Source organism: Alloalcanivorax xenomutans (assembly GCF_032810065.1).
Taxonomy (GTDB): domain Bacteria; phylum Pseudomonadota; class Gammaproteobacteria; order Pseudomonadales; family Alcanivoracaceae; genus Alloalcanivorax; species Alloalcanivorax xenomutans.
In genome coordinates, this window is the sequence record NZ_CP136538.1 from 1124703 (window position 1) to 1151683 (window position 26981).

A 26981-nucleotide genomic window follows, 5' to 3' on the forward strand; every position below is an offset into this window, starting at 1 on the left:
AAGTCAGTTGGCAACCATTAATTGGCAACAATATTAACCAGTTTGCCGGGCACCACGATGACCTTGCGCACGGTCTTGCCGTCGATGAACTTGCGCACGTTCTCTTCGGCCATGGCCAGCGTTTCCAGGGCAGCGTTGTCGGCGTCCGCCGGTGCTTCCAGTTTGGCGCGCACCTTGCCATTTACCTGCACCACCAACTCCACACTGTCCTTGACCAGAGCGCTTTCGTCCACTTCGGGCCAGGCGGCGTCGATCACCGCGTCATCATGGCCCAGTGCCCGCCACAGCTGATGGGAGGCATGCGGGATAATCGGTGACAGCAACAGCACCGCGGCTTCCAGCGCCTCCTGACGGACCGCGCCGGCCTGCGGGTCATCGGCGGCAAGACGGCCGGTGTCGTTGATCAGTTCCATCACCGCGGCGATGGCGGTATTGAAGGTGTAACGGCGGCTGAAGTCGTCACTGACCTTCTGAATGGTCTCATGGGTCTTGCGGCGCACGGCCTTGGCCGCGGCGCTCAGAGCACTCGGATTCAGTGCCGGCGCGGCGCCGCCTTCGACATGCTCGGCAACCATCCGCCACAACCGCTTGATAAAGCGGTGCGCGCCTTCAACGCCGGCGTCGTTCCATTCCAGGGACTGCTCCGGCGGTGCCGCGAACATCATGAACAGCCGCACGGTGTCGGCGCCGTACTGCTCGATCATCTGCTGCGGGTCCACGGTGTTGCCCTTGGACTTGGACATCTTGGCGCCGTCCTTGAGCACCATGCCCTGGCACAACAGCCGCTTGAACGGCTCATCACTGTCGAGCAGGCCGGCGTCACGCATCAGCTTGTGGAAGAAGCGTGAGTACAGCAGGTGCAGAATAGCGTGTTCGATACCGCCCACGTATTGGTCCACCGGCAGCCAGTAATTGGCGGCGGCCGGGTCCAGCATGGCCTGGTCGTTCTGCGGGCAGCAGTAACGGGCGTAATACCAACTGGACTCCATGAAGGTGTCGAAGGTGTCGGTCTCACGCAGGGCGGGCTGACCGTTCCAGGTGGTTTTGGCCCATTCGGGGTCCGCTTTGATGGGGCTCTTTACGCCATCCATTTCCACGTCGGTGGGCAGTTCCACCGGCAGTTGGTCTTCCGGGGCGGGGTGCAGCTCGCCGTCTTCGGTTTCCACCATGGGGATGGGGGCGCCCCAATAACGCTGACGGGACACGCCCCAGTCGCGCAGACGGTAGTTTACTTTTTTCTCGCCCAGGTTGCGTTCGTTCAGCCAGGCGGCAATAGCGTCGAAGGCCTCGGCGGAGGTCTTGCCGCTGAACTCGGCGGAGTTCACCAGCCTGCCTTTTCCGGTGAAGGCTTCCTTTTCCAGATCAATCGCTTCACCGTTTGCCGGTTCGATCACCTGCTTGATGGGCAGATCGTACTTGCGGGCAAATTCGAAATCGCGCTGATCGTGGGCGGGCACGGCCATGACGGCGCCGGTGCCGTAGCTCATCAGAACGAAGTTGGCGATCCACACGGGCACTTGCTCACCACTGATCGGATGAGTGGCGTGGAGGCCGGTAAAGATGCCTTTCTTTTCCATGGTGGCCATGTCGGCTTCGGCCACTTTGTTGTGCAGGCACTCTTCCACGAAGTCGGCCACTTCATGGTTGGCGGCCGCCGCCTTTTTCGCCAGCGGGTGGGCCGCGGCCACGGCCACGTAGCTCACGCCCATCAGGGTGTCCGGTCGGGTGGTGTAGACGCGCAGCGGCTCTTCACCGTCGATGGCGAAGGCCATTTCCACCCCTTCGGAGCGGCCAATCCAGTTGCGCTGCATGGTCTTGACCTGCTCCGGCCAGCCGTCGAGCTGGTCCAGATCATTGAGCAGTTCGTCGGCGTAATCGGTGATCTTGATGAACCACTGGGGAATCTCTTTCTGTTCCACCAGGGCGCCGGAGCGCCAGCCCCGGCCATCGATGACCTGCTCGTTGGCCAGTACGGTCTGGTCTTCCGGGTCCCAGTTCACCGTGGACATCTTGCGGTACACCAGGCCCTTTTCATAAAGCTTGGTGAAGAACCACTGCTCCCAGCGATAGTACTCCGGGGTGCAGGTGGCCAGTTCCCGGTCCCAGTCGTAGCCGAAACCCAGACGCTTGAGCTGACCCTTCATGTAGTCGATGTTCTCGAAGGTCCACTTGGCCGGGGCCACCTTGTTCTTGATGGCGGCGTTCTCGGCGGGCAGACCAAAAGCGTCCCAGCCCATCGGCTGCATCACGTTCTTGCCCTGCATGCGCTGATACCGGCTGATCACGTCGCCGATGGTGTAGTTGCGCACATGGCCCATGTGTAGTCGACCGGAGGGATAGGGGAACATGCTCAGGCAATAGAATTTTTCCTTGCCCGGCTGCTCGGTGACTTTGAAGGTCTCCTGATTTTCCCAGTATTCCTGGGCTTCCCGTTCTACCTGGTCGGGGCGATACTGTGCGTCCATCGGTTCTCTTAGTGCTTGGTTAGTGTTTGGTCAGTCGGTGTCTGTCAGTGTGTCGTCGCGTAAGTCGTGTCACATGGCTGACGAACGGTGTACGGGTCGGGCACATAGCATAAAAGGAAACATAGGATACATGAGCGGGGCGCGGGCAGACAGCGAATGGACGAGGTAATGATTCTGGGCATGGTGGCGCTGGTGATGGCCGGTGCCACCCTGCCGGCGGTGGTCGCCCGGTTCTACCCGCCGGTGCCGCCGCGGCGTGGCTCGTCGCCGCCGCGGGCGGTGGTGGTGCTGGGGGCAGGCCGGCGCCGTGAGGGTGATGGTTACCGTCTCAACACGCTGGGCCTGAAGCGGTTGCGGGTGGCGCTGGAACTGGCCCGCGAGCGGCAATTGCCGTTATTGCTTTGCGGTGGCGCCCCCGGCGCCGAGCCGCTGCTTGCGGAGCAATCCGAGGCCGCGCTGATGGCCGAGGTGGTGCGCCGGGCCTGGCCGGATGCGCCCCTGATGCTGGAAGCGGAGAGCCGCAATACCTGGGAAAACGCGGTGATGGCGGCCCGGGTTCTGCGTCTTCGCGGTATCGAGAGTCTGGTGCTGGTCACTGACCAGGCCCATCTGTGCCGGGCCACGCTTTGTTTTCAAGCCCAGCGCCTTGAGGTGACACCCCATGCGGTGATTTCCCTGCCACGCCGCCCCTGGATGCCCTCCGCCGGGGCATTGTCACAGATGCCGTTGATCTGGCGCGAATGGCTGGCGCTGATCTGGTATCACTGCAAATACCCGTTGTGATGATCGCGGTAAAAACAGCTACCCTCAGACCGTACTTCGTAGCCGTTGTAGGAGCTTGCCGGCAAGCTCCTACAACGGTTAACGGGTTAAAGGTTTACCAGATGGTCCTCACCAGCACATAGCTGAGCAGGGTCACCACCACGATTCCCACCAGGTTGAGGAAGAAGCCGGCGCGGATCATGTCGCCGATGCGCAGATGGCCGGTGCCGAAAACAATGGCGTTGGGCGGCGTCGCCACCGGCATCATGAAGGCGCAACTGGCGGCGATGGCGGCGGGAATCGCCAGCAATTCCGGTGACATGCCCTGGGATACCGCCAGGGCGCCAAGCAGGGGCAGAAAAGCAGCGGCGGTGGCGGTGTTGGACGTAACCTCGGTGAGGAAAATGATCACCATCACCACCATGCCGATCAACAGGATCAACGGCAGGAAACCAAGCGCGCCCATGCCCTGGGCAATCCAGTCGGCAAGGCCGGTGGCGCGGATCTGGGCGGCCAGGGACAGGCCGCCACCGAACAGCAGCAGCACGCCCCAGGGCAGCTTGCCGGCGTGACCCCAGCTCATCAGGAATTCCCGGTTCTTGAGACTCACCGGCACCAGGAACAAGGCGATGGCCGCCGCCATGGCAATACTGGTGTCGTTGATTCCCGGCACGACTTTGGCGATCAGAGGCTGGAATACCCAGGCGAAGGCGGCGCACACAAAGACCACCGCGACCCCTTTCTCGCCCCGGGACAACGGCCCCATTGCCTTGAGCTCGTCGTGGATCAGGGCGTCGCTGTCGGCCAGCTTTGCCGCTTTGCGCAGGCCGCCCCGGGTCAGCCACAGCCAGGTGACGCCCAGCATCACCACCGACACCGGCACACCCACCAGCATCCATTGTCCGAAGCCGATGTGGATGTCGTAGTTGTCCTTCAGAAAGGCAATCAGCAGCGCGTTGGGTGGCGTGCCGATCAGGGTGGCGATGCCGCCGATGCTGGCGGCGTAGGCGATGCCCAGCAGCAGCCCGGTGGAGAGACGCTCACTGTGCGGGTTGTCATCGCCCAACAGAGTGATCACCGACATACCGATGGGCAGCATCATGATCGAGGTGGCGGTATTGCTGACCCACATACTGAGGAAGGCGGTGGCCAGCATGAAGCCCGCCACCTGGTAGGCGGGCTGGCTGCCGACGGCACGCAATGTCATCAGGGCGATGCGTTTATGCAGATTCCAGCGTTCCATGGCCAGCCCCAGCATGAAGCCGCCGAGAAACAGAAAAATCGCCGGGTTGGCGTAGGGCGCGGACGCCTTGTCCACGGTGCTGATGCCCAGAGCCGGAGCCATCAGGATCGGCAACAGGGAGGTGACCGGAATCGGGATTGCTTCGGTGGACCACCAGGTGGCCATTAACAAGGTCAGGCCCACGGTGCGCCAGCCCGCTTCGCTCAGGGTGCCGGGCGGATCGGTCAGCAGACAGGCCAGTAGCAATAGAGGTCCGAGGAACAGGCCGATCCAGGCGGCGAGATCGGTGTCTTTCTTGATTTCGGCCTGGTGCCGGGCAGCGTCGGTCATTGACGACTCCTGAGGCGCATAACGAAAAACAAACAAGTGTGCACTCGGAGCCGGGCGTGGGGAATTAGACTTATTGCTAGGGCCTGTTCACGCTATTTTTATCCCGTCTGCTGGGTGCCCTTTTTGCCTCCAGCCAGGCGGAGGGCGCGCGGTTTGGTCATTCCAAATGAGCAACCGACAACGACGCGGGAGGTAAAAAGGGTTCCAGCCCTTCGGGTTGCGGCTAAAACGTCACCACTCTGCGTTACTCGTCGTTCATTTGGAACGACCAAACTTCTCTCCTCACGCCTGGATTGGTGACGTTTTAGCCGCAACAGGCGGGATGAAAATAGCGTGAACAGGCCCTAGGGCGGCGGGGCGAGACTCGCCGGATCCAGGGCGCGCAGGGCATCGAAGTGCGTCAGAAAGATCCGGCCGTGCAGGTGCTTCGGGAAGGGCGAACGGCGCAAACGATCCATCACCGGGCCCTTGACCTCGGATAAATGCAGTGTGACACCGGCGTCCCCCAGCCGTTGATTGAGACTCTCCAGGCTGTCCAGGGCGCTGGCGTCGATTTGATTCACCGCCGAGCACAACAGCACCACATGGCGGATTTGCGGCCGCTGCATGACGCAGTCGTAGATCTGATCCTCCAGATGGCGGGCGTTGGCGAAGTAAAGGGATTCGTCCACCCGCAGCGACAGCACGGAGGGAGAGACTTGCACCTGATGCCGCTGCACATTGCGGAAATGCTCGGTGCCGGGCACCTGGCCCAATTCCGCCACATGGGGCTGGCCGGTGCGCCACAGAAACAACAGCAGCGACGACAGCACCCCGGCGATCACGCCCACCTCCACGCCCATCAGCAACACACCGGCCATGGTCACGGCCATGGCCAGGCCGTCCGCGCGGGAATAGCGCCAGGTGCGGGCCAGGGCGCCGAGATCCACCAGGCTGAGTACGGCAACGATGATGGTGGCGGCCAGGGTGGCCTTCGGCAGGGCCTGGAACCAGGGTGTGAAGAACAGCGCGGTCAAGGCGATCCCCACGGCGGTGAGAATGCCGGCCAGGGGGCTGCGGGCGCCGGCATCGAAATTCACCACCGAACGGGAGAAGCCGCCGGTAACCGGGAAGCCGCCGCTGACCGCCGAGGCCAGGTTGGCCATGCCCAGACCGGTCAGCTCCGCATTGCTGTCGATGCGTTGCCGGCGTTTGGCGGCCAGGGTCTGGGCCACCGACACCGACTCGACGAAGCCGATCAGGCTGATCAGCAAAGCCGGTAACAGCAGAGCCCGCCACAGTTCGGCATCGAAAGCAGGCAGACTCAGGGCCGGCAGGCCGCCGGGAATGGCTCCCACCGTGGCCACCCCGGCCCGCCGCAGATCCAGGCCTTCCACCGCCAGGGTGGTGAGGATCACCGCCAGTACCGGCGCCGCTTTGCTGACAAGATCCGCCGCCGATGCGGAAAGACGAGTGCGGGCGAGAAGGGATTTCAAACCTGAGCGGGCCCAGAACAAGAACGCCAGAGTGAGCAGGCCCAGGATCACCGTGGTCCATTGAATCCGGCCGGTTTGCGCCAGCAGGGAAGCGCCCAGGGCCCACAGCGTGTCACCGTGCAGAGGAATCCCCAGCAGATGTTTAAGCTGGCTGGCGGCGATCAGCAGGCCGGAAGCGGAAATAAAACCGCCGATCACCGAATGGCTGAGCAGATTCGCCACCCAGCCGAGACGCAGCAGGCCCATGCCGACCAGCATGAGTCCGGAGAGTAGGGCCAGCACCGTGGTGGCGAGCAGGAAAGTAGCGCTGTCGCCGCCGGCCACCTGGCCGGCCGCCGCCGCGGTCATCAGAGAGATCACCGCCACCGGCCCCACGGCCAGGGTGCGGCTGGAACCGAACAGCGCATAGGCCACCAGCGGCAGTATGCTGGCATAGAGGCCCATCTGGGCCGGAACGCCGGCCAGCAGCGCGTAGGCCAGGCTCTGCGGGATCAGCATGAGGGTGACGATCACCGCCGCCAGACCGTCGGCGCTGAGATCCCGGCGCTGATAATCCGCCAGCCAGCGTGACGCCGGCAGCCAGGACGGCAACGGCAGGCGACGGCGAGGGGAGGCCGGACTCACCGTTGGTGAGTCCGGTGGGGGAACAGGCTCATTTGGCTGGACCGGTGAGCCATTCGTGGCCTTTCAACATCAGATCGAAATAGATGCGTGGCATGGCCTTGGCCTTGAGCCACCAATACAACGAGCGGGCCTGGGTGGGCGCCAGCGGAAAGGTGGGTTGCAGCACGCCCTGGTAACCGAATTCCGCCAGGATCACCTTGCCTTTCTCCACCGTCAGCGGGCAGGCGCCGTAGCCATCATAGGCCGCGCCCGGAGACCGGCCATCGAGTACCGACAGCAGATTTTCCGCCAGTACCGGCGCCTGCTTCCGCACCGCCGCGGCGGTTTTGGCGTTGCTGGTGCCGGCCACGTCGCCGAGGGCGAAGACATTGGTGAAGCGGGGATGTTGCAGGCTGGCCGGATCCAGATCGACCCAGCCGGCGTTGTTGGCCAGCGGGCTGTCGGCGACAAACGCCGGGGCTTTTTGCGGCGGTGTCACATGCAGCAGATCAAAGCTTTCTTCCCGCTCTCGCGCGTTGCCGTCCTGATCCTTGTCCACGAACCAGGCTTTGCGATGGCCCGCGTCCACCGCCTGCAGAGTGCTGCGGAAGTTCAGGGTGGCGTTATAACGGCGTATGTATTCCATTAGCGGCGGCACGAAGTCGGCAACGCCGAACAGGGCCTCTCCGGCATTGTGGAAGTGCACGTCGATGTTCTTCAGCACACCGCGTTGCTCCCAGTGATGACAGGACAGGTACAGGGCTTTCTGTGGCGCGCCGGCGCATTTGATCGGCATTGGCGGTTGCGTGAACAGGGCGCGGCCGTGTTTCAGGTTCTGTACGCATTCCCAGGTATAGGGCGCGTGCTCGAACAGATAATTACTGGTTACGCCATTGTGACCGAGGCTGTCGCGCAGGCCTTCCACCGCGTCCAGATTCAGTTCCAGCCCTGGGGCGACGATCAGCGCGCGATAGCCGAGGCGATCACCGTCATCCAGGATCACCTGGTTGCGCTCCGGATCGAAACCGGCGACCCGGGCCCGGATCCACTTGCTGCCCCGAGGCATCACCTGGGTCATCGGCCGGGCGGTGTCGCGGCGGCGGAAGGCGCCGGCTCCCACCAGAGTCCAGGCGGGTTGGTAATAGTGCGTGTCGCGGGGCTCCACCACCGCCACGTTCAGGGACGGACGCCGCTTCAGCAGGCTGGCGGCGGCGGCCAGACCACCGGCGCCGCCGCCGATGATCAATACGTCCCAATCGTTGGCTGGCGAGCGTCGGGCGGCGTCGGCGTTTTGCCCCTGCTGCCAGCGTTGCTCCAGGCGAGGACGCTGTTTTTCCAGGTCGTAACCGGCGGCGGAAGTTGTGGCCAGAACCGTTTGCGGATCCAGGCGTGAGGATTGCGACAACGCCCACAGCGTGCTGGAGCGGTTGCCGGTGCGGCAGAAAGCCATGACCGGGGCGCGGTTGTCCGTCAGCAGTTGCCCGAAGCGCTGGATCTGTTCATCGCTGATCTCGCCGGGGATGATTGGCAGATAGTGATATTGCAGGCCGGCTTCGGCGGCGGCTCCGGCCAGCGCATCGCTGGTCGGCTGATCCTCGCCTTCGCCGTCCGGGCGATTGTTGATGACGGTATGAAAGCCGGCTTCGGCCAGGGCTTTCATGTCGTCGGGCTGCAACTGACCGGTCACCGAAATGGCCGGGGTCAGAGTCTTGTAGTCGTTCATTGCGCTCCCGTTCGTTCAAATCGAATTCAGTGGAATCTTCAGATAGTGGACGCCGTTGTCCTCCGCCGGGGGCAGATGGCCGGCGCGCATGTTGACCTGTACCGACGGCAGGATCAGGCGTGGCATGTCCAGTCCGGCATCGCGGTTCTCGCGCATGGCGACGAACTGATCTTCGTCGACACCGTCGTGAACATGAATGTTGGCGCGTCGTTGCTCCTCCACCGTGGTTTCCCAATGATACTGGTCGCGTCCTTCCGGCAGGTAATCGTGGCACAAAAACATACGGGTGGAGCCGGGCAGGGCGAGAAGCTTGCGAACCGAGCGATACAGGGTGCGGGCATCGCCGCCGGGGAAGTCACAGCGGGCGGTGCCGTAGTCGGGCATGAACAGGGTGTCGCCGACGAACACCGCGTCGCCGATCAGGTGGCTCATACAGGCCGGGGTGTGGCCCGGAGTATGCAACGCCACGGCCTCCAGATTACCGATCCGATAGTGTTCACCGTCTTCGAACAGGTGGTCGAACTGGCTGCCGTCACGGGCGAATTCGGAACCGGCGTTGAAGATTTTACCGAAGGTGTTTTGTACCGTTCGAATATGGGAGCCAATGGCGAGCTTGCCGCCCACCTGTTGCTGAATCCAGGGCGCCGCCGACAGATGATCGGCGTGGACGTGGGTTTCCAGCAGCCATTCCACGATGAGATCGTGCTCATGCACGTAATCCACCAGCCGCTGGGCACTGTGGTATCGGGTGCGCCCGGCGGCCGGATCGTAGTCCAGTACCGAATCCACCACCGCGCAGTGGCGGGTACCGGGGTCGATCACCACATAGCTGACGGTATTGGTATCAGTGTCGAAGAAGCTTTCCACTTGCGGACCGGTCATGACCCTATCCATCCAAAACGTTGCGGGATGGCACCGTTATAGGGGGCACGGAAGTGAAAGTCAAATAAGTTATATGCTTATTCTTTTTAGAGATAAGTAATTCGGGCCGGTTATAATACCGGGGCTCCATAAAGAGCCTCGCCGTAGACCTGGCGCCCGTTGTCAAAGCGCATGATTTCGCAGGCGAAGGCCCGTTTGCCATTGGCGCTGGCGATGTAATGCACCACCAGCTGCTGTCCCGGTTCGTCACAAATAGCGGCCACCAATTCGAAGTGCAAACCCGGCCGGTCGGCAAGAGCCGCTACCCAGTAATCGCGCAATGCCGCTTTGCCCTGAATGCGGCTGGTGCCCACGTAGGGTTCGGCCACCGCGCTGATGAACTCGGCGTCGTCGCTGAAGGCGGACACCACCGCCTCCACATCACCCCGGTTCCAGGCCTCTATCCAGTGACGGGCATGGTTCTGCAGATCGGCATGATTGAGTCGGTGGGGCATGGGACCTCCGCAAGGGGACATGGAATTACTCAGTATGCGCGCAACCGCGAAGGGTCGTCACGGTACAGATGACGGCCGGTTTAGCGGTACTGGCGCGGCTCAGCGTGAGGCACGGCGGCGGCCTTCTCCGCCGGCCAGCACCGCCATGGCCAGAGCCAGCAGCAGCGTGGGCCAGACGCCGGCCACCATGAACGGAGTCTGGCCCCGGCGCGGCTGGTATTCGCTGATCAAAACGCCGCGCTCGAATTGCGGTAACCGGTCGCGCACCTGGCCGTGCGCGTCCACTACGGCGGTGACACCGTTATTAGTGCCGCGCAACAGCCAGCGTCCGGTTTCCAAGGCGCGCAAACGGGTCATCTGAAAATGCTGCAGGGGCCCGGCGGAGTGGCCGAACCAGGCATCGTTACTGATGGTCAGCAGTACGTCCGCGTTGCCGGTGCGCTCCGCCACCTGGGCCGGGTAGAGCATCTCGTAGCAGATCGCCGGCGCGATCTCCTGGCCCAGGGCGAAAAGGTTGGGTTGGTCGGGGCGGCCTGGCGTGAAGCTGGACATGGGCAGATCGAAGAACGGAATCCAGCCGCGGATCAGACTTTCCAGTGGCACATATTCGCCGAACGGTACCAGCTTCTGTTTGTGGTAAACGCCGTCGTGACCGGTGCCCACCACCGCCACGCTGTTGTGGTAGCGCGGCGGGTAGGTGCTGGCGTCGCGCCAGGGCAGGCCGCTGATCAGGGCGCCGCCGTTGGCGGCGATCCGTTCGCCCTCGCCATCCACGAAGCCGCGAATATCCTGATAGAACTCGATCATCGCCGACTCCGGCCAGATCACCAGGGTGTCCTCGGGCAGGTCGGCGCTGAGCGAGTGATAAATCTCCTGGGTCTCGTCACGCATGGTGACCAGCCACTTCAGATCCTGCGGAATATTGCCCTGTACCAGCGCCACTTGTTGGCGAGGGCCGGAAGGGTGGGTGAAGGCATGGCGACCGGCCAGCAGGCCCGCTGTCACCAGAATCAGTACCACCGCCAGGGCCGCTCCGGCGCTTACCCGTGGCCGCGCCAGATCCACCACCGCGGCGGCGGCCAGTACCAGTGTCAGTGTCAGGGCCCAGACGCCGCCCAATGGAGCCAGCCCGGCCAGCGGCGTATCGATGGCGGCGTAACCGGCATAGAGCCAGGGGAAGCCGGTCAGCAGCCAGCCACGCACCCAGTCCAGCACCAACCAGGTACCGGCGAAGACCATGGCGCGGGTGCCGCGCCGCTTGGTGAACCAGAAAGCCAGCCCATAAAACAGCGCCAATCCCATGGCGAACAAAGCGGTGAACGGAATCGACATCCACAACGGCATGAAGCCGTAGTCGGTCATTGAGACGTGCAGCCAGCTGATGCCAAACCCGAACATGCCGACGCCATACAGCCAGCCGGCGGTGAAAGCGCGGCCCGGGGTCGGCGACCGTACCAGAGCCGTATAACCCAGAGCGGCGCTGACCAGCACCAAAGGCCACAGATCGTAGGGGGCAAAGGCGAGGGGAAACAGTAGCCCCGCGATCAGGGCGAGCAACAGGTTGGGCATGGCTATCCGTGGTTCCCGGCTAAGGTCATAGGGCAAGCATGATGACGCCACGTTATACGCAAATTAACCGCCTTGCGCCATGGGCTCATATCTCTGAGTTGGTATGGAGCTTGCAGAGCTTGGTTTGGAAGAAAGCGTGTCATTGAGTTGGGCACATAACAGGAGAGAGTACCGTGGATAAACAGCAAATGACGGACATCATCGTGACCACCAAGGCCGAGCGGGGACTGACCTGGGAAAAAATGGGCGAGGACCTGGGGATGGCGCCGGTGTGGCTGGCGTCCGCCTGCCTCGGCATGAACGGCGCGCCGCCGGAAAAAGCCATGGCGATCACCGAGTATCTGGGTCTGGATCAGGACGTGGCCAAGGCACTGGAAGCCTTTCCCACCAAGGTCTGGGACCAGACCGTGCCCACCGATCCGTTGATTTACCGGTTCTATGAAATCGCCGGTGTGTATGGCACCACGCTGAAGGAAGTGATCCAGGAAAAATTCGGCGACGGCATCATGAGCGCCATCGACTTCACCATGGAGGTGGACAAACAGGAAGACCCCAAAGGGGACCGTGTGGTAGTGACCATGAACGGGAAATTCCTGCCGTATAAACATTGGTGAGCTGCGTTGCGGGACCCTGTTGAACAGGGACGTTCGACAGGGAGCCTACAGGGACGAATTCACGGCGTCCCTGTATTTGTTCCAAAAGAGCGCGCCGGGGATTACTCCGGTGAGGTGTCCAGAGCCGGATCATCCTGCCGGTGAGTGACCCGCAGCAGCCGGATTGTGCGGCCGTCCGCGCTTAGCACGGTGAACTGGAACGGCCCCAGATCGATGGACTCTTCGCGTCCGGGCAGGCGGCCGAAGGCGTGCATCACCAGACCGCCGATGGTGTCGAACTCCTCGTCGCTGAGTTCGCACTGAAAATGTTCGTTGAAATCCTCGATCGGCGTCAGTGCCTTGACCGTGTGCTCGCCGTTCTCCAGATCCTTGATCAGGTAATCGTCTTCCTCGATGTCGTGCTCATCCTCGATCTCGCCGACGATCTGTTCCAGCACGTCCTCGATGGTGACCAGGCCGGCGATGCCGCCGTACTCGTTGACCACGATGGCCATGTGATTCTTGGTGATGCGGAATTCCCGCAGCAGCGAGTCCAGGCGCTTGGACTCGGGCACCACCATGGCCGAACGCACATGATCCTTGATCTGGAAGCGTTCCATGCGGGCCGGCTCCAGAATCAGCGCCAGCAGATCCTTGGCCAGCAGGATACCGATGACTTCGTCCGGATCATCGCCGATGACCGGGAAGCGGCTGTGGGCGCATTCGATGATGGTGGGCAGGAAATCGCGGGGGTCGCTGCTGGCACGGATGCTGACCATCTGCGTGCGAGGGATGAGAATCTCCCGGACCTGCATGTCGCTGACGCCGATGGCGCCTTCGATGATGCCAAGCGTGTCGCCGTCAATGACGTGACCGTCGCGCATGGAGCGCATCAGATCCAGCAATTCCTCCCGGGAGCCGGGAGTGGAAGTGAAGAACTGGCCAACGCGCTCCAACCAACTTCGACCGTTGTTCTGGTCTGAATAGTCGTCCGACATCAGGGGTAAGGCTCCATGTTATGGTTTCGATATTATGGGTTTGTGAATTATGGGGGCAACGAGTTATACGGATCCGGAAAGCCCTGGCCGGCAAGAGCGAGGATTTCCAGGGATTCCATCTGTTCGGCGTCGTCATCGTCGATATGGTCGTAACCCAGCAGATGGAGTACGCCGTGGATGACCATATGCGCCCAGTGCGCTTCCACGGTTTTGTTTTGTTCGGCGGCCTCGCGCCGGACCACGTCCGCGCAAATAACGATATCCCCCAGCAGCGGGGCGATGGCGTCGTCGGGCAGGCCTTCGGGCATGTCGAAAGGGAAGGACAGCACATTGGTGGGTTTGTCCTTGCCCCGGTAGTCGCGGTTGAGAACGCGGATTTCCTCGTCGTCGACGATCCGCAGGGTGATATCCCCGACCACGCCGCCGGCAGCCTCCGCGGCGGCCAGAGCCCAGCGTTGCAGGTCGCTCTCGTCCGGTGCGTCCGGGGCATCCGTGGCCCACTGGATATCAACGGTTGGGGTCGGTATTCCGTTCATGACGGTCGTAAGCTTCCACGATACGTTGAACCAGCGGGTGGCGAACCACGTCGCGGCTGTCGAAACGGGTGACGCCGATGTCCTGTTCATCGGCCAGCACTTCGAGGGCGTTGACCAGCCCCGAGCGCTGGTGGCGCGGCAGGTCCACCTGGGTGACGTCACCGGTGATCACCGCCCGGGAACCGAAGCCGATCCGGGTCAGGAACATTTTCATTTGTTCCGGTGTGGTGTTCTGGGCTTCGTCCAGGATCACGAAACTGCCGTTCAGGGTGCGTCCGCGCATGTACGCCAGGGGGGCCACTTCGATGACGTTGCGATCCATCAGCTTGGCCACGTTTTCGAATCCCAGCATTTCATAGAGGGCGTCGTAAAGCGGGCGCAGGTAAGGGTCGATTTTCTCCGCCAGATCCCCGGGCAGAAAGCCCAGCTTCTCGCCCGCCTCCACCGCCGGCCGTACCAGCAGGATACGCTGAATCTCGGCGCGCTCCATGGCGTCCACGGCACAGGCCACCGCCAGCCAGGTCTTGCCGGTGCCGGCCGGGCCAATACCGAAATTGATGTCGTGACGGCGGATATTGCGCACGTATTCCCGTTGATGGGCGCCACGTGGCCGGATACGGGCGCGTTTGGTGCGGATCACCATCTCGTCGCTGGGGAAGGCCACGGTATTGTCCAGCTTGTCGGTCAGACCGGATTGCTGCAGGTGCAAATGGACCAGCTCCGGCGTGATGTCGGTGCCGTCCACGGTCTGATCGTAAAGATCGTGCAGAACGGAACTGGCGGCCTTTACCGAGCGTTCGTCACCGGACAGATGAAATTCATTACCACGATTGTGGATATCCACGCTCAGGCGTTTGGCGATCTGCTTGATGTGCTCGTCCAGCCGGCCACAGAGATTGGCGAGCCGCTGGGAATCGTAGGGTTCGAGACGGAGTTTCTGGGAAGCGAGTGGTGTGTCCAAGTTGGGAAGCGAGGCCCCGCGGGCGGTTGCGATGGATTCAGCATACCCCGAAAAGCGCTTTCGGGGGAAGATTTCCCGGCACTGTAGCCTGCCCGCCGGGGGGCAGGCAAGAGGGGCTCAGGCCGGCGCCACCTGGGGGCCCAGGTCGCCGTCGCAGGTCACCGTTTGCAACCGCCGCGGCAGCAGGTACAAGGCCGGCTGCCGGTCGGGCTGGAGCGCGTCCCAGCGCACACGGTCCAGCTCCACTTCAAGCACCTCGCCGCCCCAGCCCTGGGGTTCCAGCTCCACTGTCACGGTACCGCCAAACACGCTGCGCCCGGCCACCCGCACCGGCAGATGGGCGGCCTCGGTGGGCGCCGCCGCCAGATCCGCTTCGTGGGGGCGCAGATAGAGCGTGAGCGCGCCGTCCGGGCAGGCGCCCTGGGTGTCGAGACGCAGAAAAGCATCGCCGGAGCGCCAATTATGGCCATCGTAAAGCCCTTCCAGGCTGTTGATGTGGCCGAGGAAATCGAACACGAAGCGGCTGGCCGGTTGCTCGTACACCTGCAGCGGCGACCCCATTTGTTCCACCCGGCCCTGGCTCATCACCACCACCTTGTCGGAGACCTCCATGGCCTCTTCCTGATCGTGGGTGACGAAGATGCTGGTTACCGAGATCTGCTCGTGCAGACGCCGCAACCAACGGCGCAAATCCTTGCGCACCTTGGCGTCCAGCGCGCCGAACGGCTCGTCCAGCAGCAGCACCTCCGGTTTCAGCGCCAGCGCCCGGGCCAGCGCTACCCGTTGCTTCTGACCACCGGACAGTTGCGCCGGGTAGCGCCCGGCCAGATTATCCAGTTGCACCAGGCCCAGCAGATCGCGCACCCGGTCGCGAATGTCCCCGCGCGAGGGGCGCTCGGCCCTTGGTAACAGGCGCAGTCCAAAGGCAATGTTGTCGGCCACGGTGAGGTGCCGGAACAGGGCGTATTGCTGGAATACGAATCCGACCCGGCGGCGGCGCGCGTCCAGATGAGTGACATCCTCGTTATTGAACAGCACCCGCCCGCTATCCGCCCGTTCCAGACCGGCGATGATGCGCAGCAGCGTGGTCTTGCCGGAACCGGACGGCCCCAGCAACCCCACCAACTGATTGGTGGGCACGTCCAGGGAGATGTCGTGCAAGGCGGTGAAGGCGCCGAAGGATTTGCGGATATTCTCGACTTGAATGCTCACTTTCTGGCTTTCCTTTAAACGCGTTGACGCCATTCCAGCACGGTTTTCAGTAACAAGGTGATCAAGGCCATGGCGGCCAGCAGCCCGGCGGCGGTGAAGGCGCCGACGGTGTTGTAGTCCTCGTGCAGCATCTGGATCAACAGCGGCAGGGTCAAGGTCTCGCCGCGAATCAGGCCGGACACCACGCTGACCGCGCCGAATTCCCCCACCGCCCGGGCATTGGTGAGCACCACGCCGTAAAGCAGCGCCCAGCGGATTTTCGGCAGCGTCACATACCAGAATACCTGCCAGCCCGAGGCGCCCATCAAAACCGCCGCTTCCTCCTCGTCCTGACCCTGGCTCTGCATCAGCGGAATCAGCACTCGGGCGACGTAGGGACAGGACACGAAAATGGTCACCATCACCATGCCCGGCAGAGCGAACATCAACTGCACATTCCAATCGCTCAGCCACTGACCCAGCAGGCTCTGACTGCCGTACACCACCAGATAGCAGAGGCCGGCCACCACCGGCGACATGGCGAAAGGAATATCGATCAGGGTGGTAAGCAGCTTGCGGCCGCGAAACTCATAGTGGGTCACGCACCAGGCCAGCAGGATACCGAACAGCAGATTCACCGGGACGGTGATGGCCGCCACCACCAGAGTGAGCCGGATGGCGTGGCCCATATCGCTGCTGGAGAGGGCTTCGAGTACCGGTGCCACGCCCTGGGCGAAAGCCTGGTGCAGAATCAAGGCCAGCGGCAGCACCAGCATCAGAATGACGGCGGCGAAGGCGGCGGCGATCAGTGCCCATTGGTGCCAGTATCGAGGCATGCGCGAGCGGCTCCGTGTTCGGGGGAAGCGGGGCCCCGATTCTATATTCCGTATCAGCAAAATACAGTGCTGTTTTAGATCCTTTCGGCATCGCGTTAGATCGCCGGTTACCTGAATGCCACCGTTCTTTATTTTTTATTACATCCGGACGCTGCCCTCGTGGGTATCAAGCAGGGGCCGAGATGGTCCCGTCCGGGCTCCGTGCCCGAACCGATACCCACTCAAGGAGAAAGGCATGAACTCGAAAGGCAAAGGTTTGTGGGGGCTCTCACCGTTGGTGGTAGCCGTGGCGCTGGCCGCGTGCGGCGGCGACGACAATGATCGACGCCCGGCCACGGGCGACGGCGATTTCCAGACCGCGCCCCTGCTGGTAATGCACAATGGCGGCGATAGCGTGGGCCGGATCGACCGGTTGGATGGTGATCTGAATGTGGTGGCCACCTTTAACGCGGGCGCCAACGAGGGCATTGCCCTGGACCGGCTCGGTAATCTCTATGCCGCCGATGACAGCAGCGGCGCCCCCAGCCGCTTGCAGGCCCTGCACAGGATCGCCGGACGCCAGGATGGCTCCAGCCCCAACGCCGCGCTTGATCGTGACTTCGAGGCGGCCGGCTCGATGACTCTGAAAGGGATCGCCATCGCAAATGAAGCAGGGCTGGTGATGGCCGCCAATACCGGTGGCAACAGCATAGAGGTATACGGCACCGCCGCCGGTGCCGGAGCCGTCCCCCTGGCCAGCACCGCTCTGGCCGGCAACGCCTGGGATCTGGCCTACGACGAGGCCGCCGACCGGCTGTTCCTGGCCATGACCAACGGCACCGTGATTGTCATCGACGACTACGTGGAAGGCGGCTTCATGGGTACACCGGCGCGCACCATCACCCCGGACAGCGCCGGTTCCGTCTCCAATATCCATGGCATTGCCTACCGGGCGGACACCGACACTCTGGTGATCACCGACGTGGGTGACGCGGCGGTGGCTGATGATGGCCGTCTGTATGTGATCGAAGGTGCCGCCAGCGCTGAAGGCATGGTAACCCCTGCGCGCACGCTGGCCGGTCCGGCCACCTCTCTGGGCAATCCCGTGGATCTGATTCTGGATGGTGACACCGCTTACATCGCCGAGAAGTCCAACGACGCGGTGCTGATTTACCGGAACGTATTCAGCGGTGAGTCCGGAGACGTGGCCCCCGACCGGATCGTGGACAGCACCAAACCAGAATCCCTGGCGCTGGTCTTGTCGCCGGATATCGGCGCGGATCTGTCCGACATCGATACTGTCGGCACTGTCTTCACCGGCCTGGCGGTGACCAGCAATCCACCCGCTGCGCCCGGTGACCCGGATGTGCTCATACTGGATACCGGGCTAACCGCCCCGCAGAGAGCGTTTACCTCCGGCCTGGACCGGGAGAGCCTGGCGTTTAACCAGTTGGGTGATGCTTACGTGAGCTATGACACGGGAGTGGGCGTGATCAACCGTCTGGCCAGCGGCCGCGACGGCGAGACCTTCAGTCACAGCCGGGACCGGGTGATCGAGGGCGGCAACACCGGCCTGTCCGCGCCCAAGGGTTTTGATGTGGCCGACGGCCCGGGCTGGGTACTGGTCGCCGATCAGGGCGACCCCGCGGTACGGGTGTTCGGTGCTCAGGCTGGCGGTGATGTGGCGCCGCTGTTCACCACCACCCTGAGCGTGGCGCCGTGGGATCTGGACTATGATCCGGATGGCGACCGCCTCTATGTGGCTCTCACCGATGGCACCGTGGCGGTGTTCGACAGCTTCAGCCTGGCTCGCGGCGCCGATGGCCCGGACCGCGTTATCATCCCCGCCGAGGGAGGCACTGCCTTTGCCGCGCCCACTAATCTGCACGGCATTGTACATGTCGCGGCCAGCGATCAATTGATTGTCTCCGACGTGGGCAGCGGCACCAATCCCACCGACGGCAAGCTCTACGTGCTGGATAACGCCAGCAGCGCCGATGATATTACCAATGTATCGGTGCGCATCGACGACAACGACAACAATGCCGTGGGTAACACTCTGCTTGGCAACCCGGTGGACATCGCCTTTGACGGCCAGCATTTGTACGTGGCGGAGAAATCCCAGGGCAAGGTGCTGCGTTTCGACCACATCCTGGATTCCACCGGCGGGGATGTGGCGCCGTCGGTGAGCTATGACCAGGCGTCACCGGAGTCGGTGTCGCTGATCACGGTTCTTCCGGGTAACACGCCTGAATAAGGTGAGGCAGGCCGCTCCGGCGGCCGGCTTTGCCGGCATTGACACGATCTTCTCGCGCCGGCCTTCAAGATTTCGGCAGACACCCTCGTGAGGCCACATCTTGGAAGCCGGCCATGGATGACGATCAGCAGCATCTGGAACAAGGCAATGCCCTTATGCTGGCCTGTGCCGGTGGCGACCGGGATGCGTTCCAACGACTTTATTCCATCGAAGCACCGCGCATGCTGGCTCTGGCGCGCCGTTTCACTGGTGAGCAGGCGGCGGCGGAGGACGCGGTACAGGACACCTTCGTCCAGGTCTGGCGCAACGCTCACCGCTTCCGGCGGGAGCGGGGCAGCGCCAGGGCCTGGTTGTACAGCCTGTTGCGCTATCGGCTCATCAACCAGCAGCGGCGCGGCGGGCAAATCGGACACCAGGGGTTACCCGGCGACGATTGGCCCGACCCGGCTCCCTCTCCGGAGCAGTGCTCTCTGCTGGCGGACCGTGATCGCCGCCTGCTCGATTGTCTGCGCGGCTTGCGGGGTGAGCGTCGACGTCCGATTCTGATGGCGTTTTATCACGGCCTTACCTATGAGCAGATCGCGGAAGCTCTGGCGGTGCCCGCGGGTACCATAAAAAGCCGGGTGAGATCCGGCCTGAAAGGCCTTCAGGAGTGTCTGCGGCTATGATTCCCCAGGATCACGAAGAGCGTCGCTTACTGATTGCCGAGTATGTGCTCGGCCTGCATCGCGGCGAGCGGGCGGCGGAAATCAAACGCTGGCTGGCGGAGGATGACGAGGCCGGGCGGCTCGCCCGGCGCTGGCGTGAGCACTGGGTGGGCGCCGTGGATTTACTGCCGCCGGCGAGGCCGCCGGCGCGACTGTGGCGGCGGGTGGCTCGGGAAACCGGACTGGCGCGCCCCTGGTGGCGCAGCGGCTGGGCCAGTGTGGCGGTATGGCGCACGGTGAGCGCGGCTCTGCTGGTGGCGGTGGTGCTGCTGGTCGGGCCGCTGCGCCAACCGGCGCCAGTCTACACCGTGGTGCTGCAGGCTCCCGGCGAGTCGGCCCGCCCGGGCTGGCGCATCACCGTCTCCGACGCTGGTGATCTGCGGCTCACGCCGCTGGTGAAAGGGCAGTACGCGGCGGACCGCAGCGTGCAGTTCTGGACCCTGGCGGAAGCGGACAAGGGGCCGCGCTCACTGGGCCTGGTGGAGCCGGGCAGGAGTCTGGTGATTCCGGCCAGCCGGGTGGGCGGTGTGGAAAGTGGCCAGCTGTTCGAGCTGACCCTGGAACCAGAGGGAGGATCGCCCGAGGACCGGCCCACCGGGCCGGTGCTGTTTATTGGCCGTGCGGTGGCGTTGTAGGTTGGAACATCAGCCGCCCCGCCAACGGCGAACCAGACGGGATTGGATCGATTGGATACCGAACAGCAGCACCAGGGAGGCGATCAGGATGATCGAGGCCAGGGCGCTGGCGGAGGCAAAATCGTATTCTTCCAGGCGGATATTCACCAGCAAGGAGACGATCTCGGTTTCGTAAGGCAGATTGCCGGCAATGAAAATCACCGCGCCGTATTCACCCAGACTGCGGGTGAAGGCGAGGCCGGTGCCGGTGAGCAAGGCCGGGGTCAATTGTGCCAGGATCACCTTGAAGAAACTGGCGGTGGGCGAGGCGCCCAGGGTGGCGGCGGCTTCCTCCACGTCGGGGGTCAGGTCCTCCAGTACCGGCTGCACGGTACGGACCACGAACGGCAGGCTGGTGAAGCTCATGGCGATCATGATGCCGACCCAGGAGTAAGACACCTTCACGCCGGCGATCGAGAACCACTGTCCCAGCCAGCCATTGTCGGCGAACAGCGCCGCCAGGGTCAGGCCGGCCACCGCGGTGGGCAACGCGAACGGCAGATCCACCAGCGCGTCCATCAGCCGCCGGCCGGGAAAACGATAGCGGGTGATCACCCAGGCCAGCAGCAGGCCGACGACGGCGTTGATGACGCTGGCGCCGGCGGCGGAAAGTACCGTGACCTTGAAGCTGGCGAGACTGCGCGGATGGCTGATCACCCCCCAGTAGTTGTCCCAGCCCATGCCGGCCACATGCATGGCCAGCCCGGACAGAGGCAACAGGATCACCAGGCAGATAAACAGCACGCTCAGCGAAAAGCTGAGCGTGAAGCCTGGCAGAACGGAGTGGCGGGTGCGCAGCAGAGCGATCAATTAACGCAGGCTCCGAGCCTTGGCTTGCAGCTCGTCGAGCATGCCGCCGGAAGCGAAGTGCTGGTCGGTCACGTTCTCCCAGGAGCCAAAGTAGTCTTCCACCTTGAGCAGTTTCACCGGCGGGAAACGGTCGGCGGTTTCTTCGACTACTTTCTCGTTGTGCACACGGTAGTTGAAGGACGCCAGCAGCCGCTGGATTTCTTCGCTGTAGAGGAAATCCAGATAGGCGGTGGCCACCTTGCGGGTCCCTTTCTCGTCCACCACCTTGTCCACCACGGTGACCGGGAACTCGGCCAGGATCGATGTCTTCGGTACCACCACTTCATAGTCGCCGGTGCCGTATTCCTTACGGATGTTGTTTACCTCGGACTCGAAGCTGATCAGCACGTCACCGATTTCGCGTTCCGCGAAGGTGACGGTGGCGGCGCGGCCACCGGAGTCGAACACCGACACATTGGACAGGAAGCGGGCCATGTAGTCCTTGACCTTCTCCTCGTCACCGTCAAAGCGTTCCACCGCGCTCATCCAGGCGGCCAGATAGGTGTAGCGGCCGTTGCCGGAGGTTTTCGGGTTGGGGAACACCACATCGACGTCGTCCCGGGCCAGATCGGCCCAGCCCTGGATGTTCTTCGGGTTGCCCTTGCGCACCAGAAAGGCGGTGGTGGAGTAGTAAGGGCTGGAATTGTTCGGCAGTCGCTGATTCCAGTCCGCCGGAATCAGCTTGCCCAGATTGTGCAGGACATTGACGTCGGTGACCTGGTTGAAGGTGACCACATCGGCTTTCAGGCCCTGCAGGATGGCGCGGGCCTGCTTGGAGGAACCGGCATGGGACTGCTTGATGGTGACGTCCTCGCCGGTCTCCGCCTTCCAGTGCTCCTGGAATTTCGGGTTGATGGCGGCGAACAGTTCCCGGGCGATGTCGTAGGAACTGTTCAACAGGGTTTGTTGCGCGGTTCCCAGCGAGGCCAGGGACAGCAGGACGGCGGTCAGCAAGACGCGCATCTCGGGCTCCTTGAATGGTGAGTCATAAAGGGCTCATTTTATATAACCAATCCTGAGGTTAAAGGGGGTTGGTTATACCAAATTGCCATTCATATATGCGTTTAAGCGTATCCGGCGCTGTTCAGCCCCCGGGGATCACTCCACCCGCCGGTAGTCGGTGCCGCGCAGGGAGTTGGGCAGCGCTTCCTGGATGGTCAGGTCCACGAACTGGCCGATCAGGTCCAGTTCGTCGGTCTGGAAGTTCACCACCCGATTGTTTTCGGTACGGCCCTTGAGCTGGCCGGGATCCTTCTTGGAGAAACCGTCCACCAGGATGCGCTGGGTGCTGCCCACCATCTTGCGGGAGATGTCCTGGGTATTCTGGGCGATGCGCTGTTGCAGGAGGCGCAGGCGCTCCTTCTTCACCGCCATGGGCACGTCATCGGGCAGATCCGCCGCGGGCGTGCCGGGGCGGGCGCTGTAGATGAAGCTGAAGGAATTGTCGAAGCCGATATCCGCGATCAGATTCATGGTGGCTTCGAAGTCGGCGTCGGTTTCGCCGGGGAAGCCGATGATGAAATCCGAGCTGTAGGAGATATCCGGGCGGATACGCCGTAATTTGCGCAGCTTGGCCTTGTACTCCAGCACCGTGTGGTTGCGTTTCATCAGCGCCAGGATGCGGTCGGAACCGGACTGCACCGGCAGATGCAGGTGGCTGACCAACTCCGGAATCTCCTCATACACCTGGATCAGGGCGTCGGAGAACTCCACCGGATGGCTGGTGGTGTAGCGGATACGGTCGATGCCGTCGATATCGCGGATCAGCAACAGCAGGTCGGCGAAGTCCAGGATTTCGCCATTGGCGCCCTGGCCCCGGTAGGCGTTGACGTTCTGGCCCAGCAGGTTGACCTCGCGCACGCCCAGATCCGCCAGATGACGGATCTCATCCAACACCGGGCGCACCGGCCGGCTGACCTCCTCGCCACGGGTATAGGGCACCACGCAGAAGGAGCAGTATTTGGAGCAGCCTTCCATGATCGAGACGAACGCCGAGGGGCCATCCACGCTGGGCTCGGGCAGGCGGTCGAACTTTTCGATCTCCGGGAAGGTCACATCGATGGCCAGTTCCCGCGTGGTGGCCGCCTGCTGGATCAACCCGGGCAGCCGGTGCAGGGTCTGCGGGCCGAAGACCACATCCACATAGGGCGCGCGATCGCGGATCGCCTCGCCTTCCTGACTGGCCACGCAGCCGCCGACGCCGATGATCAGGTCCGGCTTGTGCTCCTTGAGCTGCTTCCAGCGACCCAGTTGGTGGAATACCTTCTCCTGGGCCTTCTCGCGGATCGAGCAGGTATTGAGCAGCAGCACATCCGCTTCGTCCGCATTGTCGGTGGGCTCCAGGCCATGACTGGATTCCAGCAAATCCGCCATGCGCGCCGAGTCGTACTCGTTCATCTGGCAGCCGTGGGTCTGAATAAACAGCTTGCGTGCCATGGGTCGCTCAACCGTGGTTGTGGATCAATGCCGATGCGTCATTTTGCCGCATCGGGGTGTGCCGGGCGCCGTGATGGGCTACAACAGGCCGCCACCGGCACTCCGGGAAAATGGGCGCGAATTATACCGCCGCCCTGATCAAACTGCGAACCGTCGCGGTGGCAAAATGTCGGCCGGGCCCGTGGCCACGGCGCGGCCGTGGGGGTATGGTCCCTGGGCGTCATCGAAAAGCCGCCGGCGAATCGGGTCAACAGGGCACGCGCGGGACCGGGGGAAGCCGTGAAACCGGGTAAACCGGGGCGGCCGACGCTGATATCTTCTTCATAATGGCTAACAGGTATGAACAACAAAGACGGTTTCACAAGCGCATTCCTTTTCCGCATTCTGGTCGCTGGCGCCGTGCTGTTACTGGCGGCCTGTTCCGAGCCGGCCAGGGAGTTACCGGTCAATACCCGTCTGGGCGGGGATTTCACCCTGACCGACCACAACGGGGAGCGGTTCAGCCTGTCGTCCCTGAACGGCGAGGTGGTGATTCTGTTCTTCGGCTATACCCACTGCCCGGATATCTGCCCCGCGGTGCTGGCCCGCGTGTCCCAGGTGTACCGGAATCTGAAAGAGCAGGGGGAGGCGGACCGCGTGCAGCCGGTGTTCGTGACTTTCGACCCGGAACGGGATACCGCGGAACATCTGCGCGAATATCTACCCTGGTTCAAAGCGGACATCATTGGGCTGACCGGTGATGTGCCGGCGATCCAGAAGGTGGCGGAACAGTACGGGGTGGTGTTCATCAAAGAAGAGGGAGACAGTGGGGACGCGGACTTTTCCCACAGTGACTATATCTACCTGCTGGACCAGCAAGGCCGGGTGCGCAAGCTGTATCCGGCGGATTTCAATATCGACGAGGTGGTAGCCGATGTTAAAACGCTTCTTTAGTGCGGTGCTGTTGGCGGCCGCCAGCTCCGGCGCCTTCGCGGAGGCACGTATCGAACAGGCCTGGCTGCGCGCGGTGCCGCCGGTGTCGCCGTCCATGGCCGGTTATTTCGTGCTGGTGAACGATACCGATCAGCCGCTGGTGCTGACCGGCGTCAGCGCGGAATTCGCCGGCATGGCCATGTTGCACGACACCAGTACCGATGGTGAGGGCCGCCGCAGCATGTCCCATCTGAAGGAAGTCACCATCCCGGCCGGTAAGAGTCTGTCCTTTACCCCCGGTGGCCGCCATCTGATGCTGATGAAAATGGACCCGGTGCCGGAGGCGGGAGAGACTCCGAAGGTGTGTCTGGCCTTCCAGAATCATGCTGACCTGTGTGGCGCCTTCCAGGTGCGCCACAACGAGCCCTGACATGACCGGCCGATACTGGCGGTGCTGGCTTCTGGCCGCGGCGGTGCTGGTCACCGGACCGGTACTCGCGGACTGCCGTGATCTGGCGCCGGCGCGCCCGTTGCCCTCGGCGGAGGACGGCCAGATCAGTCTGGCCACGTTCAATCTCTGGCGTCTGCGGGATGCCAGAAAGGACAGCTCGCTCGACCGTCCTTTATCGAAAGCCGTGTACCAGGCCCGCCTCGAGGCAGTGGCCCGGTACATTACCCGGGACCTGCGGGCGCCGGCTTTGCTGGCGGTGCAGGAAGTGGAAAGCGCCACGGTGCTGAAGGCGCTGAGCCGGGCTATTTCCACGGCGGGCGGGCCGGACTACAAGGTGGTGCTGCTGGAAGGGCACGACCCGGCGGGCATGGATGTGGGCCTGTTGTACCGGGCGCCGGTCACGCTGGGACGTCACCAGGCCTTGTTCGCCGACGACCGCTTCCAACGGCAGCCGTTGTTCACCCGGCCTCCCTTGAAGGTCGAGGTGCGCACCCCGGTGGTCTTCGATCTGGTGGTGGTCCATTTGCGCAGTGCCCGGGATCTGAATCAGAAGGACTGGGTGGCGCCGAAGCGCCGGCGCCAGGCCGCCGCCATCGCCGGCTGGGCGGCGGACCAGACCCGGCCCGTGGTGGTGGCGGGGGACTTCAACAGCGCGCCGGACAGTGGCCGCTTCAGCGAGCCGTTGGAGCAATTCGAGAACGGGGACCTGATCAGTGCCTGGTCGCGATTGCCCGAGAAAGAACGTTATTCCTTCCGGCATCAGTGCCGTCCGCAGGCTCTGGATCACATCTTTTTCTCCCCGTCGCTAAAGCAGCATGTCCAGAAAGTGGCGGTCAGCCGTGGCAATGCCGGGCGCTACGACGTGCTCTACGATCACGACGGTACCCGGGTGGTGTCCGATCATGATGTGCTGGGGATTTATCTGAACGCCGGGGCGTTGGCGGACTAACCGAAGAGGATGAAAAGCACCGTGGGACCTGCTTGCGTTGTTTGCGAGGACCAGGGAAGGCCCCACGGTGAAAAACGGTGGGCGGCGTCGCCGCCCGGGAACCAGCGCGGTTCGGTTAGATCTCGAAGGCGTAGGACACGACGAACAGCAGATCGTCGTCCACATCGTCCTTGTCGCCGACACACTCCCCGTTCATGAACAGAGCGTCGTCGTTGTTGTTGATGGCGCAGTCGTCAGCGGAGATCACTTTGGACACGGTGAAGCTCAGGTTGTCGGTGAGCGCATAGCTCAAGTCCAAGTGAGTGTAGTTGGTATCGTCAGCGTCGTTGTCCCAGGTACCGACCAGAATGCCGTATTTGTCGTAGCTGTAGCCCAGGGTGTAGTAGCGGTCCTTGTTATCGGTGGCGTCGCTACCGTGACCGTAGTCACCCACGCCGAAGTAACCGGTGAACGTGACCCCGGCGTAGCCGAGGCTGGCAACGATTTCGGCCAGATCGGAGTCGGTATCGTTCGGGTAGTTGTAGTCGATGTAGGACAGGTCGTAGGTGAGGTCACCAAAGGCGCCGCCGTAACCGACATACAAATCGTATTCAGTGGAATCGGTTTCGGAACTGCCCCAGACACCGGCGTAAAGACCGGAAGAGTGGCTGTAATCCAGGCTACCGAAGACCTGAGCCGCGCCGTTGGAAATATCCTGACCACGCCAGAAATACATGTTGGAAATGCCCAGGCTACCGCTGATTTCCGCTGCCGCCATGCCCGGCATGATCATGCCGGCGGCGACCGCCGCGGCCAGTACGGTTTTTTTCATCCCGAATGCGTGTTTCATGTGCAACCCTCTTTGCAAATGGCAAGTGTTTCTAATGTGTCCTGTTGTGCGCTCCTGGCGCACTGGCCTGGGAGGCTTGTCACTTTGCAAAGCAGGGTCCGTGCCAAAATATAAAAAGCCAGAAAAAACAGTGGGATGCGAAGGTCTGGCTGAGAGGGAAAGGTAAAATCGGGAGAGGACGATAAGGGGTGGTGCGCCGTTATGGTGCGGCGCACCGAAGTGGGGCGCTTATTTGTGGCCGCCGTCCATGGCGGCCATCCTGCGGACCATTGCCTGT

At 62.8% G+C, this 26981-nt stretch carries 24 protein-coding genes; 8 read left to right on the top strand and 16 right to left on the bottom strand.

Annotated elements, in window-relative coordinates:
- Nucleotides 1-17 precede the first annotated feature (17 nt).
- Nucleotides 18-2465 carry a leucine--tRNA ligase gene (gene leuS, locus RYH70_RS05265; RefSeq protein ID WP_026949569.1) on the bottom strand — a complete coding sequence of 816 codons (2448 nt, stop codon included), beginning with the start codon at nucleotides 2463-2465 and terminating at the stop codon, nucleotides 18-20.
- Between the two features lie 156 nt (nucleotides 2466-2621).
- Between leuS and RYH70_RS05270 the strand changes: the two genes are divergently transcribed.
- On the top strand, nucleotides 2622-3248 hold the full coding sequence (locus tag RYH70_RS05270) for a YdcF family protein (protein WP_022996043.1): 627 nt from the start codon (nucleotides 2622-2624) through the stop codon (nucleotides 3246-3248).
- A gap of 94 nt (nucleotides 3249-3342) precedes the next feature.
- On the opposite strand, the gene RYH70_RS05275 is transcribed toward RYH70_RS05270, so the two are convergent.
- The 6 genes from RYH70_RS05275 to lnt all read right to left on the bottom strand — a co-directional run bounded on the left by RYH70_RS05275 (nucleotide 3343) and on the right by lnt (nucleotide 11546).
- Nucleotides 3343-4800 (bottom strand): SLC13 family permease, encoded by a 1458-nt coding sequence (locus RYH70_RS05275; protein ID WP_022996044.1) that lies wholly within the window; start codon nucleotides 4798-4800, stop codon nucleotides 3343-3345.
- A 344-nt stretch (nucleotides 4801-5144) separates the two neighbouring features.
- The gene (locus tag RYH70_RS05280; protein WP_026949570.1) at nucleotides 5145-6899 is read right to left on the bottom strand and encodes a SulP family inorganic anion transporter; all 1755 of its coding nucleotides are present in this window, start codon (nucleotides 6897-6899) and stop codon (nucleotides 5145-5147) included.
- A gap of 28 nt (nucleotides 6900-6927) precedes the next feature.
- Nucleotides 6928-8601, bottom strand: coding sequence for a bifunctional protein tyrosine phosphatase family protein/NAD(P)/FAD-dependent oxidoreductase (locus RYH70_RS05285; RefSeq protein WP_317009873.1), 1674 nt, complete (start codon nucleotides 8599-8601; stop codon nucleotides 6928-6930).
- 15 nt (nucleotides 8602-8616) lie between these two features.
- A complete protein-coding gene (locus RYH70_RS05290; RefSeq protein WP_317009874.1) occupies nucleotides 8617-9483 on the bottom strand; it encodes an MBL fold metallo-hydrolase in 867 nt (288 codons plus the stop codon).
- A 110-nt stretch (nucleotides 9484-9593) separates the two neighbouring features.
- Nucleotides 9594-9977: a nuclear transport factor 2 family protein gene (locus tag RYH70_RS05295; protein ID WP_022996048.1), complete on the bottom strand. Its 384-nt coding sequence runs from the start codon at nucleotides 9975-9977 to the stop codon at nucleotides 9594-9596.
- Nucleotides 9978-10076: 99 nt separating this feature from the next.
- Entirely contained in the window at nucleotides 10077-11546 is a 1470-nt protein-coding gene (gene lnt / locus RYH70_RS05300; protein ID WP_026949573.1) for an apolipoprotein N-acyltransferase, read from the bottom strand.
- 173 nt (nucleotides 11547-11719) lie between these two features.
- Here lnt and cynS point away from each other — a divergent pair, with 173 nt between their 5' ends.
- A complete protein-coding gene (gene cynS / locus RYH70_RS05305; protein WP_317009875.1) occupies nucleotides 11720-12160 on the top strand; it encodes a cyanase in 441 nt (146 codons plus the stop codon).
- Between the two features lie 101 nt (nucleotides 12161-12261).
- Here cynS and RYH70_RS05310 read toward each other — a convergent pair whose 3' ends face one another.
- From RYH70_RS05310 to cysW, 5 genes are all read right to left on the bottom strand, one after another.
- Nucleotides 12262-13137: an HlyC/CorC family transporter gene (locus tag RYH70_RS05310; protein ID WP_080530571.1), complete on the bottom strand. Its 876-nt coding sequence runs from the start codon at nucleotides 13135-13137 to the stop codon at nucleotides 12262-12264.
- Nucleotides 13138-13184: 47 nt separating this feature from the next.
- A complete protein-coding gene (ybeY, locus tag RYH70_RS05315; RefSeq protein WP_022996060.1) occupies nucleotides 13185-13673 on the bottom strand; it encodes an rRNA maturation RNase YbeY in 489 nt (162 codons plus the stop codon).
- Complete coding sequence (locus RYH70_RS05320; protein ID WP_022996061.1) at nucleotides 13645-14634, bottom strand: PhoH family protein; 990 nt, start codon at nucleotides 14632-14634, stop codon at nucleotides 13645-13647. Before RYH70_RS05320 ends, ybeY begins: the two co-directional genes overlap by 29 nt.
- Nucleotides 14635-14751: 117 nt before the next feature.
- Complete coding sequence (locus RYH70_RS05325; RefSeq protein ID WP_316309899.1) at nucleotides 14752-15846, bottom strand: sulfate/molybdate ABC transporter ATP-binding protein; 1095 nt, start codon at nucleotides 15844-15846, stop codon at nucleotides 14752-14754.
- A 14-nt stretch (nucleotides 15847-15860) separates the two neighbouring features.
- Nucleotides 15861-16661 (bottom strand): sulfate ABC transporter permease subunit CysW, encoded by an 801-nt coding sequence (gene cysW, locus RYH70_RS05330; protein WP_022996063.1) that lies wholly within the window; start codon nucleotides 16659-16661, stop codon nucleotides 15861-15863.
- Nucleotides 16662-16896: 235 nt separating this feature from the next.
- Here cysW and RYH70_RS05335 point away from each other — a divergent pair, with 235 nt between their 5' ends.
- From RYH70_RS05335 to RYH70_RS05345, 3 genes are all read left to right on the top strand, one after another.
- Nucleotides 16897-18897 (top strand): YncE family protein, encoded by a 2001-nt coding sequence (locus RYH70_RS05335; protein WP_317009876.1) that lies wholly within the window; start codon nucleotides 16897-16899, stop codon nucleotides 18895-18897.
- Nucleotides 18898-19010: 113 nt separating this feature from the next.
- A complete protein-coding gene (locus RYH70_RS05340) occupies nucleotides 19011-19565 on the top strand; it encodes an RNA polymerase sigma factor (RefSeq protein WP_022996065.1) in 555 nt (184 codons plus the stop codon).
- Complete coding sequence (locus tag RYH70_RS05345; RefSeq protein ID WP_317009877.1) at nucleotides 19562-20239, top strand: anti-sigma factor; 678 nt, start codon at nucleotides 19562-19564, stop codon at nucleotides 20237-20239. Before RYH70_RS05340 ends, RYH70_RS05345 begins: the two co-directional genes overlap by 4 nt.
- Before the next feature lie 9 nt (nucleotides 20240-20248).
- Here the strand turns inward: RYH70_RS05345 and cysT are convergent, their stop codons facing one another.
- The 3 genes from cysT to miaB all read right to left on the bottom strand — a co-directional run bounded on the left by cysT (nucleotide 20249) and on the right by miaB (nucleotide 23563).
- Nucleotides 20249-21088 carry a sulfate ABC transporter permease subunit CysT gene (gene cysT, locus RYH70_RS05350; protein WP_022996067.1) on the bottom strand — a complete coding sequence of 280 codons (840 nt, stop codon included), beginning with the start codon at nucleotides 21086-21088 and terminating at the stop codon, nucleotides 20249-20251.
- On the bottom strand, nucleotides 21089-22090 hold the full coding sequence (gene cysP, locus RYH70_RS05355) for a thiosulfate ABC transporter substrate-binding protein CysP (protein WP_063141999.1): 1002 nt from the start codon (nucleotides 22088-22090) through the stop codon (nucleotides 21089-21091).
- 135 nt (nucleotides 22091-22225) lie between these two features.
- A complete protein-coding gene (gene miaB, locus RYH70_RS05360; RefSeq protein WP_055098738.1) occupies nucleotides 22226-23563 on the bottom strand; it encodes a tRNA (N6-isopentenyl adenosine(37)-C2)-methylthiotransferase MiaB in 1338 nt (445 codons plus the stop codon).
- A gap of 339 nt (nucleotides 23564-23902) precedes the next feature.
- On the opposite strand from miaB, the gene RYH70_RS05365 reads away from it, so the two are divergent.
- From RYH70_RS05365 to RYH70_RS05375, 3 genes are read left to right on the top strand one after another with little or no spacing between them, the layout of a single operon-like run.
- Complete coding sequence (locus tag RYH70_RS05365; protein ID WP_055098737.1) at nucleotides 23903-24496, top strand: SCO family protein; 594 nt, start codon at nucleotides 23903-23905, stop codon at nucleotides 24494-24496.
- Complete coding sequence (locus RYH70_RS05370) at nucleotides 24477-24905, top strand: copper chaperone PCu(A)C (protein ID WP_317009878.1); 429 nt, start codon at nucleotides 24477-24479, stop codon at nucleotides 24903-24905. The genes RYH70_RS05365 and RYH70_RS05370 overlap by 20 nt, the downstream gene beginning before the upstream one ends.
- A 1-nt stretch (nucleotide 24906) precedes the next feature.
- On the top strand, nucleotides 24907-25875 hold the full coding sequence (locus tag RYH70_RS05375; RefSeq protein WP_317009879.1) for an endonuclease/exonuclease/phosphatase family protein: 969 nt from the start codon (nucleotides 24907-24909) through the stop codon (nucleotides 25873-25875).
- Between the two features lie 115 nt (nucleotides 25876-25990).
- On the opposite strand, the gene RYH70_RS05380 is transcribed toward RYH70_RS05375, so the two are convergent.
- Nucleotides 25991-26704, bottom strand: a complete 714-nt coding sequence (locus RYH70_RS05380; protein WP_022996073.1) for a TorF family putative porin — start codon at nucleotides 26702-26704, stop codon at nucleotides 25991-25993.
- Nucleotides 26705-26981 lie beyond the last annotated feature (277 nt).

Coding starts and splice junctions, on each gene's coding strand:
- cysW (WP_022996063.1), bottom strand. CDS start 16,661: ATGCCTCGATACTGGCACCAATGGGCACTGATCGCCGCCGCCTTCGCC.
- RYH70_RS05375 (WP_317009879.1), top strand. CDS start 24,907: ATGACCGGCCGATACTGGCGGTGCTGGCTTCTGGCCGCGGCGGTGCTG.
- RYH70_RS05290 (WP_317009874.1), bottom strand. CDS start 9,483: ATGACCGGTCCGCAAGTGGAAAGCTTCTTCGACACTGATACCAATACC.
- RYH70_RS05295 (WP_022996048.1), bottom strand. CDS start 9,977: ATGCCCCACCGACTCAATCATGCCGATCTGCAGAACCATGCCCGTCAC.
- RYH70_RS05275 (WP_022996044.1), bottom strand. CDS start 4,800: ATGACCGACGCTGCCCGGCACCAGGCCGAAATCAAGAAAGACACCGAT.
- RYH70_RS05340 (WP_022996065.1), top strand. CDS start 19,011: ATGGATGACGATCAGCAGCATCTGGAACAAGGCAATGCCCTTATGCTG.
- cysP (WP_063141999.1), bottom strand. CDS start 22,090: ATGCGCGTCTTGCTGACCGCCGTCCTGCTGTCCCTGGCCTCGCTGGGA.
- RYH70_RS05270 (WP_022996043.1), top strand. CDS start 2,622: ATGGACGAGGTAATGATTCTGGGCATGGTGGCGCTGGTGATGGCCGGT.
- leuS (WP_026949569.1), bottom strand. CDS start 2,465: ATGGACGCACAGTATCGCCCCGACCAGGTAGAACGGGAAGCCCAGGAA.
- RYH70_RS05370 (WP_317009878.1), top strand. CDS start 24,477: ATGTTAAAACGCTTCTTTAGTGCGGTGCTGTTGGCGGCCGCCAGCTCC.
- miaB (WP_055098738.1), bottom strand. CDS start 23,563: ATGGCACGCAAGCTGTTTATTCAGACCCACGGCTGCCAGATGAACGAG.
- lnt (WP_026949573.1), bottom strand. CDS start 11,546: ATGCCCAACCTGTTGCTCGCCCTGATCGCGGGGCTACTGTTTCCCCTC.
- RYH70_RS05310 (WP_080530571.1), bottom strand. CDS start 13,137: ATGTCGGACGACTATTCAGACCAGAACAACGGTCGAAGTTGGTTGGAG.
- RYH70_RS05380 (WP_022996073.1), bottom strand. CDS start 26,704: ATGAAACACGCATTCGGGATGAAAAAAACCGTACTGGCCGCGGCGGTC.
- RYH70_RS05365 (WP_055098737.1), top strand. CDS start 23,903: ATGAACAACAAAGACGGTTTCACAAGCGCATTCCTTTTCCGCATTCTG.
- RYH70_RS05285 (WP_317009873.1), bottom strand. CDS start 8,601: ATGAACGACTACAAGACTCTGACCCCGGCCATTTCGGTGACCGGTCAG.
- RYH70_RS05335 (WP_317009876.1), top strand. CDS start 16,897: ATGAACTCGAAAGGCAAAGGTTTGTGGGGGCTCTCACCGTTGGTGGTA.
- ybeY (WP_022996060.1), bottom strand. CDS start 13,673: ATGAACGGAATACCGACCCCAACCGTTGATATCCAGTGGGCCACGGAT.
- RYH70_RS05345 (WP_317009877.1), top strand. CDS start 19,562: ATGATTCCCCAGGATCACGAAGAGCGTCGCTTACTGATTGCCGAGTAT.